General features: G+C 66.4%; 16 protein-coding genes and 1 CRISPR repeat array. Of the genes, 10 read left to right on the top strand and 6 right to left on the bottom strand.

Going from position 1 to position 18,634, the window contains the following annotated elements:
- Positions 1-111 precede the first annotated feature (111 nt).
- The 7 genes from casA to cas2e are packed head-to-tail and all read left to right on the top strand — an operon-like array spanning position 112 to position 6,256.
- Complete coding sequence (gene casA, locus ETC07_RS03440; protein WP_136247112.1) at positions 112-1,791, top strand: type I-E CRISPR-associated protein Cse1/CasA; 1,680 nt, start codon at positions 112-114, stop codon at positions 1,789-1,791.
- The gene (casB, locus tag ETC07_RS03435; RefSeq protein WP_136247111.1) at positions 1,788-2,447 is read left to right on the top strand and encodes a type I-E CRISPR-associated protein Cse2/CasB; all 660 of its coding nucleotides are present in this window, start codon (positions 1,788-1,790) and stop codon (positions 2,445-2,447) included. Before casA ends, casB begins: the two co-directional genes overlap by 4 nt.
- Before the next feature lie 39 nt (positions 2,448-2,486).
- Positions 2,487-3,560: a type I-E CRISPR-associated protein Cas7/Cse4/CasC gene (gene cas7e, locus ETC07_RS03430; RefSeq protein WP_136247110.1), complete on the top strand. Its 1,074-nt coding sequence runs from the start codon at positions 2,487-2,489 to the stop codon at positions 3,558-3,560.
- Between the two features lie 9 nt (positions 3,561-3,569).
- On the top strand, positions 3,570-4,322 hold the full coding sequence (gene cas5e / locus ETC07_RS03425) for a type I-E CRISPR-associated protein Cas5/CasD (RefSeq protein ID WP_136247109.1): 753 nt from the start codon (positions 3,570-3,572) through the stop codon (positions 4,320-4,322).
- Positions 4,322-5,014: a type I-E CRISPR-associated protein Cas6/Cse3/CasE gene (cas6e, locus tag ETC07_RS03420; protein ID WP_136247108.1), complete on the top strand. Its 693-nt coding sequence runs from the start codon at positions 4,322-4,324 to the stop codon at positions 5,012-5,014. The genes cas5e and cas6e overlap by 1 nt, the downstream gene beginning before the upstream one ends.
- Before the next feature lie 26 nt (positions 5,015-5,040).
- Positions 5,041-5,961 (top strand): type I-E CRISPR-associated endonuclease Cas1e, encoded by a 921-nt coding sequence (gene cas1e / locus ETC07_RS03415; RefSeq protein ID WP_136247107.1) that lies wholly within the window; start codon positions 5,041-5,043, stop codon positions 5,959-5,961.
- A gap of 1 nt (position 5,962) precedes the next feature.
- Positions 5,963-6,256, top strand: a complete 294-nt coding sequence (cas2e, locus tag ETC07_RS03410) for a type I-E CRISPR-associated endoribonuclease Cas2e (protein WP_136247106.1) — start codon at positions 5,963-5,965, stop codon at positions 6,254-6,256.
- Positions 6,257-6,366: 110 nt separating this feature from the next.
- Positions 6,367-9,080: direct repeats of the CRISPR family, unit length 29 nt; unit sequence CTGGTCCCCGCAGGCGCGGGGATAACCCG.
- A 90-nt stretch (positions 9,081-9,170) separates the two neighbouring features.
- Here the strand turns inward: cas2e and ETC07_RS03405 are convergent.
- Positions 9,171-10,094: a glycerophosphodiester phosphodiesterase gene (locus tag ETC07_RS03405; RefSeq protein WP_136247105.1), complete on the bottom strand. Its 924-nt coding sequence runs from the start codon at positions 10,092-10,094 to the stop codon at positions 9,171-9,173.
- 134 nt (positions 10,095-10,228) lie between these two features.
- Here ETC07_RS03405 and ETC07_RS03400 point away from each other — a divergent pair, with 134 nt between their 5' ends.
- Positions 10,229-10,831, top strand: a complete 603-nt coding sequence (locus ETC07_RS03400; protein ID WP_136247104.1) for a DUF4202 domain-containing protein — start codon at positions 10,229-10,231, stop codon at positions 10,829-10,831.
- A 72-nt stretch (positions 10,832-10,903) separates the two neighbouring features.
- Positions 10,904-11,158: a hypothetical protein gene (locus tag ETC07_RS03395; RefSeq protein WP_136247103.1), complete on the top strand. Its 255-nt coding sequence runs from the start codon at positions 10,904-10,906 to the stop codon at positions 11,156-11,158.
- A 53-nt stretch (positions 11,159-11,211) separates the two neighbouring features.
- Here the strand turns inward: ETC07_RS03395 and ETC07_RS03390 are convergent, their stop codons facing one another.
- Together ETC07_RS03390 and ETC07_RS03385 are read right to left on the bottom strand one after the other, a co-directional pair.
- Positions 11,212-12,264: a C45 family autoproteolytic acyltransferase/hydrolase gene (locus ETC07_RS03390; protein ID WP_136247102.1), complete on the bottom strand. Its 1,053-nt coding sequence runs from the start codon at positions 12,262-12,264 to the stop codon at positions 11,212-11,214.
- Positions 12,265-12,357: 93 nt separating this feature from the next.
- Positions 12,358-13,614, bottom strand: a complete 1,257-nt coding sequence (locus ETC07_RS03385) for a dicarboxylate/amino acid:cation symporter (RefSeq protein ID WP_136247101.1) — start codon at positions 13,612-13,614, stop codon at positions 12,358-12,360.
- A 249-nt stretch (positions 13,615-13,863) separates the two neighbouring features.
- Between ETC07_RS03385 and ETC07_RS03380 the strand changes: the two genes are divergently transcribed.
- A complete protein-coding gene (locus ETC07_RS03380; protein ID WP_136247268.1) occupies positions 13,864-15,078 on the top strand; it encodes an ABC transporter substrate-binding protein in 1,215 nt (404 codons plus the stop codon).
- A gap of 192 nt (positions 15,079-15,270) precedes the next feature.
- Here ETC07_RS03380 and ETC07_RS03375 read toward each other — a convergent pair whose 3' ends face one another.
- From ETC07_RS03375 to ETC07_RS03365, 3 genes are all read right to left on the bottom strand, one after another.
- Positions 15,271-16,113 carry an alpha/beta fold hydrolase gene (locus ETC07_RS03375; RefSeq protein WP_240724547.1) on the bottom strand — a complete coding sequence of 281 codons (843 nt, stop codon included), beginning with the start codon at positions 16,111-16,113 and terminating at the stop codon, positions 15,271-15,273.
- Positions 16,114-16,325: 212 nt separating this feature from the next.
- Complete coding sequence (locus ETC07_RS03370; RefSeq protein WP_136247100.1) at positions 16,326-17,627, bottom strand: branched-chain amino acid ABC transporter permease; 1,302 nt, start codon at positions 17,625-17,627, stop codon at positions 16,326-16,328.
- Positions 17,627-18,631, bottom strand: coding sequence for a branched-chain amino acid ABC transporter permease (locus ETC07_RS03365; RefSeq protein WP_136247099.1), 1,005 nt, complete (start codon positions 18,629-18,631; stop codon positions 17,627-17,629). The genes ETC07_RS03370 and ETC07_RS03365 overlap by 1 nt, the downstream gene beginning before the upstream one ends.
- Positions 18,632-18,634: the final 3 nt, after the last annotated feature.

Raw genomic sequence — 18,634 nt, 5'->3', positions numbered from 1 at the left:
AGTGTTCTGGAAGATTGGTGAGTGGGACTGGGTGAGCATCGTTGCGAAGGCTGTCTGTTTCTCTATCCCGCGAGTGATTGCTGGCCTAATAAAAAGGAGGGGAAAGAGGTAATGAACCTACTTAATGACCCATGGCTGCCTTTTCGCACCAAGGAAGGCGCCATCGACTACCGGCCGCCCAGCGCGGTGGCCGACCCCGATATTGTCGATCTGGCCCTGCCGCGAGCGGACTTCCAGGGCGCGGCCTATCAGTTTCTGATCGGCCTGCTGCAGACCGCCTGGCCACCCGAGGATTACGGTGAGTGGCTAGATCACGGCATCGAGCTACCCAGCGTCGAGGCTCTGGAAGCGGTTTTCGCGCCTTTCGCCGCGGCCTTCGCGCTGGATGGCGCTGGGCCGCGCTTTATGCAGGATCTCGACCCGCTCGAGGATGCCAAGCCCGGCCCGGTGGCCGGGTTGCTGATCGACTCGCCGGGCGCCAACGGACTCAAGCTGAACACCGATCACTTCGTCAAGCGAGGGCGGGTCGAGGCGATCTGCGAGGATTGCGCGGCGCTGGCGCTGTTCACCCTCCAGATCAACGCGCCGTCGGGCGGTGCCGGCTATCGGGTCGGGCTGCGCGGAGGCGGCCCTTTGACCACCCTGGTGATGCCGGATGACCCCGAGGCCAGCCTCTGGCGGCGACTCTGGTTGAACGTGGCCCCCATCGCCGCGATCGCGCCAAACGGCAAGCCCGGAGACGCACCGCGCGCCGATGACGATACCCTCTTTCCCTGGATGGGGCCGACTCGCGTCAGCGACAAGAAAGGCGCGGAGGTCCTGCCCGATGACATGCACCCCTTGCATGCTTACTGGGCCATGCCGCGGCGGTTTCGGTTGGAGGCCGAGGAGCGTCAAGGCTGCTGTGATCTCTGTGGCCGCCAGGCATCGCAGATGGTGATCGAGATCCGCGCCAAGAACTACGGCGCCAACTACGACGGCCCTTGGCAGCATCCCCTGACCCCCTATCGCCGTGACCCCAAGAAGCCCAGTCAGCCGCCGCTATCGACCAAGGGGCAGCCGGGCGGGTTGGGCTACCGGCATTGGTCGAACCTGGTGCTCAATGATGCCGAAGGTAGCGGCGCCCTGCCGGCAGGCGTGATCCATGACTATCTTACCCACAAGGTGGATTTCGTGGCTCAGGAGCGGCGTGCCGGCGAGGACATCGAGGCGTTGCTCAAGCCCCGGCTGTGGGCCTTTGGCTACGATATGGACAACATGAAGCCGCGGGGCTGGTATGGCGTGGAGCTGCCGCTGGTCGCGGTGCCTCCGGCGCAGCAGGAGCGGCTGCGTACCTGGGTGCAAACCTTCACCGAGCTGGCCCGCCAGGTGGCCTGGATGGTGCGCAACCAGATCAAGGTGGCCTGGTTCTCGCGCCCCGCCGATGCCAATGGGGACATGACACCCATCGATACCCAGTTCTTCGAGGCGACCCAAGCCGGTTTCTTTCGGGCGCTGCTCGGCATGCAGCAGGCGCTGGCCGAAGGCGAGGGGCCGCATATGCCGTCTGCCCTGGCGGAGCGCTGGTATCGCGAGTTGCGGCGCGAGGCGCTGGCGCTGTTCGAGGCGCAGGCGCTGAGCGGCCCGATGGAGGAGCTGGATCTTAAGCGCGTCATTCGCGCGCGTCGCCAACTGCTGGCGTGGCTCGCGGGGCGCAGCAAGGGTAGCAAGGTCGTCTCGAACTTTGCCAAGGACGGCGGCTTCGAGCTGACGACGACCCAAGGAACACCCACCGAGGAGGTCGCACCATGAGTGAGATGGAAGCACGGGAGGCGGCGGGAAAGGTGCCGGCGGTGCCGGAGCGCTTGTTGGCCCTCCAGAAGAATGACGCCGGGAGTGAAGCTTTCGAGGTGCGCCGCTGGTGGCAGCGCCTGACGCTGAGCCCCCAGGAACTCAAGGCCTTCACGAACGCGCCGCCTTGGCCCAAGGGCGTGAGGGCCAGGCTCCGGCGCTGTGCGTCGCCGGAGGCCGCCATGCTGACGGAAGGCTTTCGCCACCTGTGGCAGGGGCTACCCGACGTGCCGCAAGCGCACCGTGATGAACGCCTGCAGCAATGGGCCTGCATCGCCCTTGTGCTGGCCGAACTACGCCAGGAAACCCCGAACGCCACCCTGGGCAGCCGGCTGGGGAGAGAAAAGAACGGCACCGGCAAGCCCTGCATGAGCGAGCTGCGCTTCCAGCAGCTACTGGATTGCCGTTCGCCGGAAGAGCTGGTGCAACGCCTGCGCCGTGCCCTGGCGCTGATCGACAAGCGCGACGTCAGCGTCGTCCATCTGGCCGATAACATCGCCCTGTGGTGGCGCGAATACCGGGGCCGGCCGTATGCCGAGCCCTCGAAGCGCCTGGGCTTCGTGTGGGCCAACGACTACTTCGGCGAACTGTCCCGTTATCAGCGCGAGAACGCCTGATCGACCTCCATTGCCATCATCACGACAGGGAACTTCATCATGAGTCACTTCATCCAGCTTCACCTGCTGACCGCCTATCCGCCGGCCAACCTCAACCGCGACGACCTGGGGCGGCCAAAAACCGCCATCATGGGCGGCGCCAAGCGCCTGAGGGTCTCGTCGCAGAGCCTCAAGCGTACCTGGCGCACCTCGGCGCTGTTCGAGGAGGCCCTGGGGCAGCATCGCGGCCAGCGCACCAAGCGGGTGGGCATCGAAGCCGAAAGGCGGCTGAGCGAAAAGGGGATAAAAGACAAGGACGCCCGGGCCTGGGCCACGGAGATCGCCAAGGTCTTCGGCGATGTCGCCAAGAATGAGCTGGAAACCAGCCAACTGGTGCATATCGGCCCCGAGGAGCAGACGGCCGTGGATGCCCTGGTCGACACTCTGGCCGCCGAGAACCGGGCCCCCGACAAGGACGACCTGAAGCTGCTGCGCCACCGGCCGGCGGCGGCGGATATCGCCTTGTTCGGTCGCATGCTGGCGGCGGTGCCGGAATACAATGTCGAAGCGGCCTGTCAGGTCGCGCATGCCATCACCGTGCACGCCGCGGAAGTGGAGGACGATTACTTCACCGCCGTGGACGACCTGAACACCGGCGACGAGCATCGCGGCGCCGCCCATGTCGGCGAAGCCGGCTTCGGGGCGGGGCTGTTCTACACCTACATCTGCATCGATCGCCAGCAGTTGATCGAGAACCTCAGAGGCAACACCGAACTGGCCGAGTGCGCCATCGTGGCCCTGGTGGAGGCCGCCGTGCGTACCTCGCCCAAGGGCAAGCAGAACAGCTTCGGCTCCCGCGCCCATGCCAGTTACGTGCTCGCCGAGGCCGGCGACCAGCAACCGCGCTCGCTCTCGGCGGCCTTCCTGAAACCCGTCACCGGTCAGGATCAGGCCGACGATGCCGTCAGCCGGCTGGAGGCTCAGGCCAGGGCCTTCGATGCGGCCTATGGCGCCGGCGCCGAGCGACGCTTCGTCGTCTCCGCCTTGCCCGACTATGCCGAGCCTGCTCTCGAGGGAGGCGTGCGGACCGGCAATCTCGGCGAGTTGACCGAGTTCCTCAAGGGCGACGACTAAGGAGCCGACATGACGGAATATCTGGTCTTTCGGCTCTATGCGCCGCTCGCCAGCTGGGGCGAGGCGGCGGTGGGCGAGACGCGCCCCACCGCCACTCACCCTGGGCGCGGCGCGATCCTCGGGCTGCTGGGAGCGGCGCTGGGCATTCGGCGCGACGACGATGCCGGTCAGCAGGCGCTGGGCGACAGCGTGAGCATCGCCGTCAAGCAGCGCTCGCCCGGCACCCTGTTGCGCGACTATCACACCGCCCAGGTCCCCTCGACGCAGAAGGGGCTGAGCTACCGCACGCGTCGCGATGAGCTGAGCGCGCCACGCAAGGCGATCAATACCATCCTCTCCAGCCGTGACTATCGCTGTGACGGCTTGTGGACCGTTGCGATATGGGCCACCGCGGCGGCGTCGATCTCGATGGAGGCCCTACAGGCCGCCCTCGAGCGCCCCCGCTTCATGCTGTATCTCGGGCGCAAGTCCTGCCCCTTGGCGGCGCCGCTGGCGCCACAGCGTGTCACGGTCGCGCATCTGCGTATTGCCCTGGATAGCGAGTTCGAGGAAGTCGTCCCCGGCGAGAAGCGAGCCTTACGGCTGCCCGGTGACGTGATGTATGCCTGGGAGGGTGATGCCCAGAGGCTCGATGGCGAAGCCCACGGCGTGGAGTCCAGCGTTGTCTGGGATCAACCGCTCAATCGCCGCCGCTGGCAGTTCGGGCCGCGCGCCGAGCACCGACGCTTGTCCCGTGATGAGCCTTATAGGGAGGAACGCTGATGTATCTTTCACGCGTGCGAGTCGACCTCAACGGGCTGTCCCGCGAGACTCTATTCGAGATCATGGGCGGCGGCGCCTACGGAGCCCACCAGTTGCTATGGCGACTGTTTCCCGACCATGAGGGCGCGCGCCCCTTCCTGTTTCGCCAGGAGATGGAGGAAGGCGAGGCCGGGCAGGCGCCCAAGGGGTTGCCGTTGTTCTATGTGCTCTCCGATCGCGAACCCAACGCGGCGTCGGACCTGTTCGAGGTACAGTGCAAGCCCTTCGCCCCGGCGCTGGCCGCCGGCGACCGCTTGGCTTTCCGGCTTCGGGCCAATCCCACGGTGGCGAAGTCGGTGGCGGGCAAGCGTGGGCAGCGTGCCGACGTACTGATGGCGGCAAAGAAACCCTTCCCGCCCGGGCAGCGCACCGGTGCCGAATGCGTACAGGCGATGGATCAGGCGGCCCGCGATTGGTTGGCGACCCGCGCCGAAGCGAGCGGGTTTCATCTACCGGTGCCGCCGGAGGTGGGGACTTATCGGCAGCACACCCTGAAGAAGCCCGGGCGGAGCGAGGCTATCCAGTTCTCCAGCGTGGACTACGAGGGGCTGCTGGAGGTCACCGATTCAGGGCGGCTGATCGAGACCCTCGCTCACGGGGTGGGGCGGGCCAAGGCCTTCGGCTGTGGCTTGATGATGCTGCGCCGCCCATAGGGCAGGGCTCTTGCAAGGAGGCCGAGATGGGATTCATTCCGCTCAAGCCGATCCCAGAGAAAGACCGAATGTCGATGATCTTCGTCGGCATGGGCCAGATCGACGTGCGTGACGGGGCCTTCGTGGTCATCGATGAGGTCAACGGGGAGCGCATGCATATTCCCGTTGGTTCGGTGGCCTGTCTGCTGCTCGAGCCGGGCACCCGGGTTTCGCATGCCGCCGTCAAGCTGGCGGCGATCGTCGGCACCTTATTGATCTGGGTCGGCGATGCCGGGGTGCGGCTCTACAGCGCCGGCCAGCCCGGCGGCGCGCGCTCCGACAAGCTGCTTTACCAGGCACAACTGGCGCTGGACGACTCGTTGCGCCTCAAGGTGGTGCGCAAGATGTTCGAGCTGCGCTTCGGCGAGCCGCCGCCCTCCCGGCGCAGCGTCGAGCAACTACGCGGCATGGAAGGTGCCCGGGTGCGCAAGACCTATCAACTGCTCGCCAAGCAGTACGGCGTCAAGTGGCAGGGGCGACGCTACGACCCCACCCAGTGGGACGCCTCGGATGTGGCGAATCAGTGCCTGTCCGCCGCCACGGCCTGTCTCTATGGCATTACCGAGGCGGCGATCCTGGCTGCGGGTTACGCACCGGCCATTGGCTTTCTGCATACCGGTAAGCCCCAGAGTTTCGTCTATGACATCGCCGATATCATCAAATTCGAGACGGTCGTGCCCGCTGCCTTTCGGGTGGCGGCGCGCAGCCCCGCAGCGCCCGAGCGGGAGGTGCGTACTGCCTGTCGCGACGCCTTCAAGCAGACGAAACTATTGCAGCGACTCATCCCGATGATCGAAGAAGTGTTGGCGGCCGGCGAGATCGACCCGCCGCCCCCAGCACCAGAGGCCATGCCTCCGGCGATCCCCGAGCCGGATTCCGTCGGCGACCAGGGGCACCGGAGTAAATGATATGGCAATGCTGGTCGTAGTCACCGAGGCGGTGCCGCCGCGCCTGCGCGGACGACTCGCCGTTTGGCTGCTGGAAATTCGCGCTGGTGTCTATGTGGGTGACGTCACCAAGCGTGTGCGCGAGATGATCTGGGAACAGATCAATGCTCTGGCCGAGGGCGGCAATGTCGCCATGGCCTGGGCCAGCAGCCATGAATCGGGGTTCGAGTTTCAAACTTATGGCAAGAACCGACGCGAGCCCGTTGATCATGACGGGTTGCGGTTGGTGCGCTTTCTACCTCAATTGGATAACTAGCTGATATTACTCGCTCTTTAAAAATTTAGATTGATCAATTAATGAGCAAAATCGCCGGTGGAATTTCCGCCGGCGATTTTGTGTATGAGAAACAATCGACTACGATTAGTCTGGTCCCCGCAGGCGCGGGGATAACCCGCGATGAGAAGGTTTTAACAGATAATCCGGCGACTGGTCCCCGCAGGCGCGGGGATAACCCGTGCTCCGAAAGGGTGAATGCGGCCATTGCCTTCTGGTCCCCGCAGGCGCGGGGATAACCCGTGCTGACCGTCGCGGTAGCCTCGAGCCCATCACTGGTCCCCGCAGGCGCGGGGATAACCCGTTCACGCTCTATGCCGAGTCGATCCGCAATTTCTGGTCCCCGCAGGCGCGGGGATAACCCGACTGTGCGTTATAATCCTGACGATGTTTACCGCTGGTCCCCGCAGGCGCGGGGATAACCCGCGTGAAGAATTGGCTAACGCGATTTCGCTAGACTGGTCCCCGCAGGCGCGGGGATAACCCGCTGTATCAATTGATTGCTCGTCAGTTCATCGCCTGGTCCCCGCAGGCGCGGGGATAACCCGATACCGCGCGCTATCGACCTCGCCCGCCATGCCTGGTCCCCGCAGGCGCGGGGATAACCCGGTTCCGGTGTTCTACCCGGGCACCAAGATGAACTGGTCCCCGCAGGCGCGGGGATAACCCGCTGCAATATCCCGACACGGCCTTGGTCGGCCTCTGGTCCCCGCAGGCGCGGGGATAACCCGCCTCCAAGGGATGCGTCGAAGCCCATGATGAGCTGGTCCCCGCAGGCGCGGGGATAACCCGCAGGTGTTGATGGCCATGTCGGAGATCACCGGCTGGTCCCCGCAGGCGCGGGGATAACCCGGCATTCAGGTGGCCAGCGCCTGGTTGGCCGACCTGGTCCCCGCAGGCGCGGGGATAACCCGTCTTGATTAGGCGGCTCTTCTGTAGCACCTCGCCTGGTCCCCGCAGGCGCGGGGATAACCCGGTAGATATTCGCCCCTTCGGTCGCCGCGTTCTCTGGTCCCCGCAGGCGCGGGGATAACCCGCTGCTGGAGCAGATTCACGAGCAGATGGTGGACTGGTCCCCGCAGGCGCGGGGATAACCCGTATGTGCCGGCCACCAGGGGGCAGGTGGTGGGCTGGTCCCCGCAGGCGCGGGGATAACCCGTGGTACATCCCGCCTGCCGCAGCTCCGGCGATCTGGTCCCCGCAGGCGCGGGGATAACCCGATGGTGGTCGACACCCTGGCCGATGTGGTTCGCTGGTCCCCGCAGGCGCGGGGATAACCCGTCTCACAGCGGCGACGCCTGGGCGCTGACGCGCTGGTCCCCGCAGGCGCGGGGATAACCCGCGGTTAGCTGGGCGAGCGATAGGCGGGGAAAACTGGTCCCCGCAGGCGCGGGGATAACCCGACGAATGTGCTATCTGGATTTGCGCCCCTGGCCTGGTCCCCGCAGGCGCGGGGATAACCCGGTGATTGGGTGCTTGAGATTTGCGACGGGGCTCTGGTCCCCGCAGGCGCGGGGATAACCCGGCTCCACGATGGCTTGGCTTCAGACCCGCAAACTGGTCCCCGCAGGCGCGGGGATAACCCGATCGTGCGGGGGGTGATGACCAGGGCAGCGAACTGGTCCCCGCAGGCGCGGGGATAACCCGCACATACCCATGACACGGGCACCGTTGACGCCCTGGTCCCCGCAGGCGCGGGGATAACCCGTCTCGCTCCATGAAAAACCTCAATCCCGCCGACTGGTCCCCGCAGGCGCGGGGATAACCCGTTCAGCACAGTGATGGCACCGGCGTGGCGCATCTGGTCCCCGCAGGCGCGGGGATAACCCGGGAACCAGGATGAGAGGAGCAGCCCCGTATTCCTGGTCCCCGCAGGCGCGGGGATAACCCGCCCTCAAGAAAGCCATCAATTTGGGTGTAGGTCTGGTCCCCGCAGGCGCGGGGATAACCCGGAGCCGGTCAGCGCCTCGCCCGCGGAGACGCTCTGGTCCCCGCAGGCGCGGGGATAACCCTGCTGTTCGACCCGCCTCAATGGCCTCGGCGAACTGGTCCCCGCAGGCGCGGGGATAACCCGGACTCTCGCGCCATCTGGGCCCGCATCGTGTTCTGGTCCCCGCAGGCGCGGGGATAACCCGTCAGCGACATCCCTCTGCTTGCTTACGCAGAACTGGTCCCCGCAGGCGCGGGGATAACCCGGCGTAGACAGGCCGGTGCCTGATCGATAGATGCTGGTCCCCGCAGGCGCGGGGATAACCCGTTCGGGCGCATGATCCTGTCGAGCCTGTGGAGCTGGTCCCCGCAGGCGCGGGGATAACCCGATGTGTAGAGATTGCGCCCGGTGTAGGTCCAACTGGTCCCCGCAGGCGCGGGGATAACCCGAATGTGTCAATTATGGTTAAAGCACTCCAAACCTGGTCCCCGCAGGCGCGGGGATAACCCGACTCCTTCTGAGGGCTACATGCCTGGTTTCTACTGGTCCCCGCAGGCGCGGGGATAACCCGAAGTAGCCGCGCTAGATAAAAGTGGAAAAAAACTGGTCCCCGCAGGCGCGGGGATAACCCGCCCTTCAAGAAAGAGCTGGTCGAGGTGAATCGCTGGTCCCCGCAGGCGCGGGGATAACCCGGTGACCGAGGACGTCTTCTGGCGAGAGATGCTCTGGTCCCCGCAGGCGCGGGGATAACCCGAGCACCGCCCGCAGCGGGCGCAATCTTGCCCACCGGTCCCCGCAGACGCGGGGATAACCTGCGGGTTACCGGCCGTTTAGCGGGCCAGCAGCACCGGTCCCCGCAGACGCGGGGATAACCCGTCCACCGCTACGCTGATTGAGGATCGCTTTAACCGGTCCCCGCAGATGCGGGGGAGCTAACCAACTGAACTCACTGGATTCTGAAGCGCCTTACTCTACCAGCTCGCTTAACCGATCCGGGAAGTTGGTGAACATGCCGTCTACGCCCCAGTCGAGCAGGCGTTGCATCTGCTCGGGGTCGTTGATGGTGTAGGGGTGCACCAGCAGCCCGTTGTCGTGGGCCTGCTCCACGAAGCCGGCGTCGATGACGTCTTCGCCGTCATAGACGACGTTGGGGCCGATGCCCACGGCGTAGTCGGCGATGGCCTGGAGGTCGGCGTCGCTGATCTCGGCGGGCGGCGGGGTCACGCCGGTCCATTCGGTCAGGCCGTTGCCGTCTTCGGTGGGGGAGTACCACACCAGCTGCACCAGCGGGATATCGGCGTTGAGGTCGTGGATCTGCCGCAGGCTGTCCTGGCTGAACGATTGGATGGCCACCGAGCCGGACTCGACCAGCCCCTCGGCCTCGAGGGTCTCGACCAGCGAGTGCTGTAACTCGGGGTAGCGCTCGGGCGACTTGGTCTCGATGTAGTAGCGTACGTCGGTGCCGTAGCGGTCGATCACCTCGTCGAGGGTCAGCATCCGGGCGCCGGTGAAGGCTTCGTCGGCCCGTTCGGGGTGGGCCTGGTTGAACCAGCCGCCCACATCCAGCGCCTTGAGCTCGGCCAGGGTGTGGGCCTTCACCTGGCCCGTGCCGTCGGTGGTGCGGTCCAGGGTGTCGTCGTGGATCACCATCAGTTCGCCGTCGGCGCTCATGTGCAGGTCCAGCTCGAGGTAGTCGGCGCCCATCTCGCGCGCCTTCTCGTAACTCGGCCAGGTGTGTTCCGGCGCGTGGCCGCTGGCCCCGCGGTGGGCGATGATCTGGAAGTCCTGAAGGTCGTCGAGCTGCTGCTCGAGGGCGTCGGCCTGGGCCGCGAGCGGGGCGGTGAGCCCCAGGGCCAGGGTGGCGAGCGAGCATCGAATGGCGGTGTTCATGGGCGTCCTTTTATTGAATGTTCGTGCAATAACGTAACGTCCGGCGGCCCGGCTGGCAAACATGGCTTCGTGCCTGGCCGGCTGTCAGCGTCGTCTCGACATGCTTACATGGGGGAGATGACAGGACAGAGACGATGAGGAGAACACCCGTGAACAAGACCCCCTATGAGAAGGTGCTGGCCGCCCTGGATGCCCTGCACGCAGAGGACCCTCGCCGAACGGAGGCGGGGGGCGAGGTGCAGCCGCTGGAACTGTGGCATGCGGGGCGCATGAGCGGCTGGCTGGATGCGCTCGACGAGGCGCCGGACGAGCTGGTGCGGCTGGCGGTGCGCGGCCAGCACCTGCAACGCTGGCAGGTGCCGCGCGGCGACTACCCGGAGGGCCGGGTGGGGTATCTCACCTGGCGGCGCGATCAGGGCAAGCGCGCCGGCGAGACGACGGCGGCGTTGATGCGCGAGGCCGGCTATGCGGAGGAAGACGCCGAGCGCGTGGCGGCGATGATCCGTAAGCAGGGCCTGGGCCGTGATGAGGGCACGCAGGCGGTGGAGGACTGCGCCTGCCTGGTGTTCCTGGAGCATTACTTCGGCGATTTCTCGAGGCAGGTCGATCATGACCACCTGATCCGCATCGTGCAGAAGACCTGGAAGAAGATGTCGCCCCGGGCTCACGCGCTGGCCCTGAAGCTGCCGATGAGCGATGAGGCGCGGCGCTTGGTGGAGGAGGCGCTGGCGGCTTGACAGGAGGGCCGACAATGCCGATATTTGCAATTGATAATCGTTATTATTAATAGCCACTATCGGGAGGGTGACATGGCCCATCACATCCGGGCGGCGTTTCGCGGCGCCGCCCCCGTCCTGCAGATTTGCGACGTCAGCGCCGGTTCGGTACGCATGGCCTGGGCGTATTCCCACGAGTCGCCTGACGACGAGGATCCGGCGCTTGCCACGTTCCGCCGTGAAGAGGCCATCGCCGCGCACCTGCGACGTTTCCTGCGTACCACCGAGGAGTACTTCAAGGGCGAGCTGGAGGAGCCGCCGAGGCTCGGCGCCTGGCGGCGGCGCTGAAAGCCATCGAGGCCTGGGCGGCTGCGGGCCTCGTCACGCCTTGCCGCCGGGGGTCAGGCGGGGGTGAGCCGCGCCACGAGGGTATCTTCGCTGTCACAGGGCTTGCCGTGGCGCAGCGTGAGGCGTCGTTCATGGAGGTTCATGACCACCGCGAACAGCGTCTCCATGCGTTCCGCCTCCGGTTGTTGGGGATCGTCGTGCCGGCAGATGGCGGAGGGGGCGTTGTCGTGATCGGCCAGCATGGTGAACAGGGCCTCGGTGTCGAGCGCGGCGCTCGTCGCCAGCCGCTCGTGCAGCAACCGCTCGATGCGCGACAGCCGCAGGGCGGAGTCCGGGCGGGGGAAGTCCTGCACCTGGCATGTCGCGGCCTCGGCGATCAAGTGGTTGCTGTGGGTGAGCGTGCCGCCACGCGGTTCCAGCACGCCGGGCAATCCGGGGTGCACCTCGTAGCCGGCGGCGCGGCCGTCGCCGCTGGCGATCAGCAAGTGGGCCGGCGAGCAGACCCGGTCGTGGGTGGCCACCCGAGTTGCCGCGTCGAACGATTCGGCCTCGAGAATCTTGCGCAATGCCACGTGGATCGGCAGCCCCTCGCCACAGGTGCGTGAGCGAATGGCGTTGAGGCACACCCCCACGCCGTGGGCGTTCAGGCCGATCTTGGCCACCATGCCGGCTTCGCCGACGCTGACCAGCGCCGGTGCGTCATCGGGGTGCAGCTCCATGGCCACCACGTTGTGCCGCTGATCGCCGCGCCAATCCCAGTTCTGGGCCAGCCACTGGGTGCCGTCGCGGTGTGCCGCCAGGGCGGTGCAGCCGCCGCTGGCCTGGGTCAGTGAGATCTCGCTGCGGCAGTTGAGCGTCAGGATGTCCTCGAGCTCGAGGCCGGCGCCTTGGGCGATGCCGGCCATCTCGTCGAGAATCGCCGGGAAGCCACGCTCGATCATCGGCAGGAAGCGTTCGGCGCTGCGGCGGGCCTCGGCCCAGCGCAGTCCGACGAAGTCGTGGAACAGCCGGTCGTAGACCTCGAGGCTCGAGGCGATCAAGGCGGCATGGGCGCGGCCGTGGGCCGCCCCGATCTCGGCACGGGAGCCGGAGAAGACGCTGAGCATGCGGACCTCCAGGGAAAGAGGGTATGCACTCAGCCTAGCAGGGTGGGAGCGGCGCCGGGCGGGGTGTCTCGAGGGCTCTCCCGGCGCCGGGGATCAGCTCGTGCGGCGGGCGTTGTAGACGCTTTCGTCCAGCTCGCCTTCGCTCTTGCCGACCAGGGTGGTGACCATCAGGTCACCGGCCACGTTGACGCTGGTGCGTGCCATGTCGAGGATGCGATCGATGCCGGCGATCACCGCGATGGCCTCCAGCGGCAGGCCGATCTGAGACATGACGATGGACAGCATCACCAGGCCCGCGCCCGGCACGCCAGCGGTGCCGATCGATGCCAGGGTGCCGGTGACGATGATCATGCCGTAGTCGGCGAGGCTCAGGTCGACGCCGATCAGCTGGGCGATGAACACCGCGACCACGCCCTGATAGATGGCGGTGCCGTCCATGTTGATGGTGGCGCCCACCGGCAGCACGAAGCCGGACACACCCTCGGAAACGCCGAGGTTATTGCGCGCGCAGCGCAGCGAGACCGGCAGGGTGCCGGACGACGAGGCCGAGGAGTAGGCCACCACCAGCGCGTCGAGGATGCCCTGCAGGTAGCGTAGCGGGTTGAGCCGGCCGAGCAGCGCCAGCAGCCCGGAGTAGACCACCAGCACGTGCAGCGCGCTGGCCAGGTAGGCCACGCCGATCACCTTGGCCAGCGGCAGCAAGACCTCGAGGCCGTAGCTGCCCGCCACGTGGGCGATCAGGCCGAACACGCCGATCGGCGCGAAGGCCATGACGATGTTGGTCAGCTTGACCATCGCGTCGGCGAAGCTTTCGAAGACGCGCACCACCGGCTCACCCTTGTCCCCGATCAGGGTCAGCGAGATACCGAGCCCGATGGCGAACACGATGATCTGCAGGATGTTGCCGTTGGCCAGCGCATCGATGGGGTTCTGGGGCACCAGGCCGACCATGATCTCCGTCAGCCCCGGCGCCTCCTTGGGCTCGACGGCGGAGTCGAAGCTCATGTCCAGTCCCGTGCCGGGCTGGAACACCCAGGAGGCGAGCAGGCCGATGGCGATGGCGAAGGCGGTGGTCAGCAGGTACAGCAGGATGGTGCGGGCGCCGATGCGGCCCATCTTCTGCGGGTCGCGCATGGCCGTGATGCCGACCACCAGCGTGGAGAACACCAGCGGCACGATCAGCATCTTGATGGCGTTGATGAAGATGTCGCCGAGCGGCTTGAAGAGGCTGGCATCCTCGCCGAGCAAGGCACCGGTGAGCACACCGAGCGCCAAACCGGCGAGGATCTTCTGCCACAGCGGGATACGCCGCCACAGGCTGCCGCCGGCGGGTGTCTGGGAGTCGGACAAGGGTGGCTCCTTTCTGTTATTCAGGCTTTTGGTAGCAAGAAAACTTGCAGGGCCGCGATTCTACAGAAAGGAAGCGCTGAAGACTTATCATCATGCGACGCCACCGGGGCGTCGCGTGAAAGTCGTCGCAGGCCATCGCCCGACGGCCAGCGTTGGCAGGCGCGAGTTGTGTTTTGGGCGGCGGCCTTCCAGATTGAAGAGGTGTGATTCGCGCAGCGGATGATTCGAGCAACCAGAGCGAGACCAACAATCATGAAGAAACGCGTTCTAGTATCGGCAGTGGCCGCCTCCGCCCTGGCCCTGTCCGGCATGGCTCAGGCCGAGGTCAAGATCGGCTTTCTGGGTGGTTTCACCGGCGGCATCGAGAGCCTGACGCCGCCGATCTTCGACGGCGCCAACCTGGCGGTGGAGCAGATCAATGCCCAGGGCGGGCTGCTGGACGGCCAGGACATCGTCATGCCGACCGGCGACACCACCTGTTCCGACGCCTCGGCGGCCTCCAACGCGGCCGATCGCATGGTCAATACCGAGCAGGTCACCGCCATCGTCGGCGCCCTGTGTACCGGCGCCACCGTGGCCGCGGCCAACAATGCCGCCATCCCCGGGGGCGTGACCATGGTCTCCCCGGCCTCCACGGCGCCGGCGGTCACGGAGCTGGACGACAACGATCTGGTCTTCCGCACCGTGCCCTCCGATGCCTTCCAGGGCGAGATGCTGGCCAAGCTGCTGTTGGAAAAGGGCCTCGAGGAGGTCGCGGTCACCTACGTCAACAACGACTATGGCCGCGGCCTGTCGGAGGCCTTCGTGACGGCCTTCGAGAATGGCGGCGGCACGGTGCTCGATGACCTCGCCCATGAGGACAACCGCGCCGACTATCGCTCCGAGCTCGGCAGCCTGGCCGCCACCGGCGCCGAGACCCTGGTGGTGCTGGCCTATGCCGATACCTCCGGGCAGACCGTGGTGCGTCAGGCCTACGAGAGCGGTATGTTCACCCAGTACGTGGGCGGTGACGGCATGGTCGGTGACAGCCTGGTCGAGGCCATCGGCGCCGACGTGCTCGACGGCATGATCGCCACTCGCCCGGGCAGCCCGGAGCTGCCCGGCACCGACATGTTCCATCAACAGGCCGAGGAGGCCGGCATCGACCCCAGCGCGGTCTTCGCCGCCCAGGCCTACGACGCGACCTTCCTGCTGGGCCTGGCCATCGAGCAGAACGGCAGCGCCGACCGCGAGGGCCTGAACGAGGCGCTGCGCAGCGTCGCTTCCGCGCCGGGCGAGGTGGTATTGCCCGGCGAGTGGGAGAAGGCCAAGGAGCTGATCGCCGCCGGCACCGAGATCGACTACGAGGGCGCCTCCGGCACCCAGGAGTTCGATGCCAGCGGCGATGTGCCGGGCGTGGTGCAGGAGATGCGCGTCGAGGACGGAACCTTCACCATTCAAGGCTACGTCGACGCCGACGAGTAGGCATCCCGTAGGTGGCGAAAACGAAGCCCCCGGCGGTGACCCGCCGGGGGCTTGTCGTTGCGGCTTGCCGGGTGTGCCTCGCGGGAAGGGGAGCCGCCTAGCGCGATGTTCGGCAGGCAGTGGCGCACGTTGGCGCCATCTTGCCGTCATCGAGCATCGCGGCCGACCGCCGCCCCTTCGCGAGGCCGCGTCTCACGCGGCCAGGAACTCGAGGATCAGGCGCGAGGTTTCTTCCGGCTGCTCGTCGGTCACCCAGTGGCCGGCATCCTTGACCCAGACCAGCTCCGCACCGGGGATGGCATCCGCCAGCATCGGCGCATAGTCCGGCTTCTGGAAGTCGTCCTTGTCGCCCCACAGCACCAGGGTCCGGTGCGGGATGTGCTTGAGCTCGCCGGCGATCGCCTCGGTATATTCCTTGTTGAGACGACGCATGTTGCGGAAGAAGGCGGCCTTGCCTTCGGCGCTGTTCCACGGTTTGACGTAGATCTCGCGCAGTTCCTCGGTCATCGCATCGGGATTGTGCACGCCCTTGGGCATGAAGTCGCGCATGGTAGTGATGAACGACTCGACGCTGGTCGCTTCTTCCACTCCCGGTTCCAGCAGGCGCTTGAACTCCGGAATCGGCCAGGAATCGAAGCACACGCTGTCGATCAGCACCTGACGACGCACCCGTTCCGGGTGATTGACGGCGAGCAGCTGACCGATGCCACCGCCGATGTCGTGCGACACGATATCGGCGCTCGACACGCCGAGCGCGTCCATCAGCTGGACGATGATGCGCGTCTGGGCGTTGATGGAGACATCGGCATCCAGCGGCATGTCGGACTCGCCATAGTTGAGCATGTCCGGCGCGATGACACGGTACTTCTCGGCGAGCTTGGGCATGACGTCACGCCACATCAGCTTGTTGGTCGGGATGCCGTGAATCAGGATCAGGGGGCTTCCCTCGCCCATCTCCCGATAAGCAATGTGGTGGCCCTCGATTCTTGCATAGCGAGTCTCGACGTTTTCCATTCTGGCGGTCGCGTGGCTCATCTCAACCTCATCTTCTGCCTGATTGCATCGCTTGACGGCAAGCCATTTCACGGCTTTCCGCGTGTGACGCTGCCCACCCTAAACATTGCTGAGTGATCGCTCAAGATATTTTTGAGCGATCACTCATTTATGGCATGCCACCACGCCTCCGGCCCGGTCTCATGCCGGGCATCGGGGCGTTCAGGCGTGCGAATCTGGCTCGCGGGGAGGCGTCAATCCACGTGCTTGACCTTCTCGGGCAGTAGCCCCTTGGGCGCGAAGCGCAACACCAGGGTGATCAGCAGGCCGATCACGAACACCCGGGCCTGCAGGGCGCGGCTGTCCATGCTGGCCGGGGCCTCCCAACCGAAGGCGCCTTCGCCGAAGTGCACCGCCAGCTCCATCAACCACAGCGCCAGCGGCTCGGACATCAGCCAGATGATGTAGACCGCCACGGCGCCAAAGATCGTGCCCAGGTTGTTGCCCGGCCCGCCGAGGATGACCATCACCAGCACCAGGAAGGTGTGGTTGAGCGGCAGGTAGCCCTGGGGGTCGAACAGGCTGTTGAAGCTCGCCAGCACGGCGCCGCCGATGCCCATCAGGATGCAGCCCAGCACGAATATCTCGAGGCGGCGCCGGTTGATGCTCTTGCCCATGGCCGCGGACGAGACCTCGTTGTCGCGGATGGCGCGGATCATTCGCCCCCAGGGGGCGTGATAGGCGCGGTGCAGCAGGAAGAAGATCGCCGCGATCAGCACCGCCGTCACCGACAGGTACAGGGCCCGGGCCAGGGTGAAGCCGACCTCGGCGGGGCCGGGCACCGGCCAGGGCAGCGGCGAGACGGTGGCGGTGCCGCGGGTCAGCCAGTCGGAGTTCTTGAGGAACGCCTTGATGATCTCGGCGATGCCGATGGTGGCGATGGCCAGGTAGTCGCTGCGCAGGCCCAGGCAGATGTTGCCGATGAAGTAGCCTACGCCGCCGGCCAGCGCGCCGCCGACGATCCAGCCGACCCAGGGCGGCAGGCCCAGGCCGCCGACGAAGCCGGCCCGGGACTCGATCTGCCCGGCCACCTCGCGGAAGGCGCTGATCACCACCATGTACAGCACCACGGCCAGCGCCACGGTGATGACGGTGCGCAGCGTCTTCGGTACGCCCAGGCGATCGAGGCGTGAGGCGCCGAACACCACCAGCACGGCGCCGACGATGTAGGCCAGCACCACGGCCAGCTGGCCGGGCAGCTCGGAGTCCCAGAAGGCGTCGTTGACCGGCACGCTGAAGAACATGGCGCAGAAGCCGCCCAGCGCGACGAAGCCCATGACCCCGGCGTTGAACTGGCCGGCGTAGCCCCACTGAATGGTCAGCCCCAGGGCCAGGATGGCGTAGCAGGCGGCCTCGACCAGCATGCGGGTGCTGTAGGCGGCCCCCATCATGGCGTAGACGCCGAGCACGGCGGCCAGCAGGGCCACGAAGAGGATGACCTCGCGCAGCGGGAAGCGGCGCGGGGCGGCGACGGTGTCGGTGCGTGTCGTGCTCATCAGATCACCTTGCCCTTGAACAGGCCGGTGGGGCGCCACACCAGGATGGCGACGAGGATGAAGAAGGGCACCACGATCTTGTACTCGGTGCCGACGAAGGCCAGGTTGCCGGCCTGGGCCAGCCACTCGGGCAGGCTGTCGCGGAAGGGCCTGAGCAGGATGCCCCAGTTGAACACCGCCAGGGTCTCGGCGAAGCCGACCACGAAGCCGCCGGCGATGGCGCCGTAGGGGTGGCCCACGCCGCCGACGATGGCCGCGGCGAAGATCGGCAGCAGCAGGAAGAAGCTCAGGTCGGGCTTGAAGGTCACATCCAGCGACAGCAGGGTGCCGGCGATGGCGGCCAGGCCGCCGGCGAGCACCCAGGTCACGGCGACGATGGTGTTGGTGTTGATGCCCGAGGCCTGGGCCAGCGGGGGGTTATCGGACATCGCCCGCATGGCCTTGCCCAGCCGCGAGCGCGACAGGAAGAAGTGCAACGCCACCACGCTGATCAGGGTCAGCGCGAACAGGTAGAGCTGGGGCTCGGTGATCACCACCGGCACCCGCACGCCCTCGAGGGGCACGGTCAGGCGGAAGATCTCCTTGCGGTCATCGACGTAGAGGCTCTCGCCGCCGGTGCCGGCGAACAGCCGGATCAGCCCCTGCAGCATCAGCGTCACGCCCAGCGAGGCGATGACCATGACGATCGGCTTCACGCCGTGGGCGCGCAACGGTTTGTAGAAGGCGCGGTCGATGCCCACCGCCAGCAGCGCGGTCAGTGCCATGGCCAGCGGCAGCATGATCAGCGGCGTGGGCACGCCGATGGCGTTGCCGGCGCCGGGGAACAGCGTCGTGAGCAACAGCACCATGAAGGCGCCGAAGGTCATCATGTCGCCGTGGGCGAAGTGGGCGAAGCGCATGATGCTGAAGATCAGCGTCACGCCCACCGCGCCGATGGCGTAGATCGAGCCGGCCACGCTGCCGGCGATCACCACGTTGTTGATGAAGAAGACGAGTTCGTTCACGGG

This window comes from Halomonas borealis, from assembly GCF_004798905.1.
GTDB classification, from domain to species: Bacteria; Pseudomonadota; Gammaproteobacteria; order Pseudomonadales; family Halomonadaceae; genus Halomonas; species Halomonas borealis.
The sequence above is the reverse complement of the archived record's forward strand: the minus strand, read 5'-3'. Positions and strand labels throughout refer to the sequence as shown.

Excerpts from the sequence above, each read along its gene's own strand:
- casA (WP_136247112.1), top strand. The coding sequence starts at position 112 with ATGAACCTACTTAATGACCCATGGCTGCCTTTTCGCACCAAGGAAGGC.
- casB (WP_136247111.1), top strand. The coding sequence starts at position 1,788 with ATGAGTGAGATGGAAGCACGGGAGGCGGCGGGAAAGGTGCCGGCGGTG.
- cas7e (WP_136247110.1), top strand. The coding sequence starts at position 2,487 with ATGAGTCACTTCATCCAGCTTCACCTGCTGACCGCCTATCCGCCGGCC.
- cas5e (WP_136247109.1), top strand. The coding sequence starts at position 3,570 with ATGACGGAATATCTGGTCTTTCGGCTCTATGCGCCGCTCGCCAGCTGG.
- cas6e (WP_136247108.1), top strand. The coding sequence starts at position 4,322 with ATGTATCTTTCACGCGTGCGAGTCGACCTCAACGGGCTGTCCCGCGAG.
- cas1e (WP_136247107.1), top strand. The coding sequence starts at position 5,041 with ATGGGATTCATTCCGCTCAAGCCGATCCCAGAGAAAGACCGAATGTCG.
- cas2e (WP_136247106.1), top strand. The coding sequence starts at position 5,963 with ATGGCAATGCTGGTCGTAGTCACCGAGGCGGTGCCGCCGCGCCTGCGC.
- ETC07_RS03405 (WP_136247105.1), bottom strand. The coding sequence starts at position 10,094 with ATGAACACCGCCATTCGATGCTCGCTCGCCACCCTGGCCCTGGGGCTC.
- ETC07_RS03400 (WP_136247104.1), top strand. The coding sequence starts at position 10,229 with ATGAGGAGAACACCCGTGAACAAGACCCCCTATGAGAAGGTGCTGGCC.
- ETC07_RS03395 (WP_136247103.1), top strand. The coding sequence starts at position 10,904 with ATGGCCCATCACATCCGGGCGGCGTTTCGCGGCGCCGCCCCCGTCCTG.
- ETC07_RS03390 (WP_136247102.1), bottom strand. The coding sequence starts at position 12,264 with ATGCTCAGCGTCTTCTCCGGCTCCCGTGCCGAGATCGGGGCGGCCCAC.
- ETC07_RS03375 (WP_240724547.1), bottom strand. The coding sequence starts at position 16,113 with ATGAGCCACGCGACCGCCAGAATGGAAAACGTCGAGACTCGCTATGCA.
- ETC07_RS03370 (WP_136247100.1), bottom strand. The coding sequence starts at position 17,627 with ATGAGCACGACACGCACCGACACCGTCGCCGCCCCGCGCCGCTTCCCG.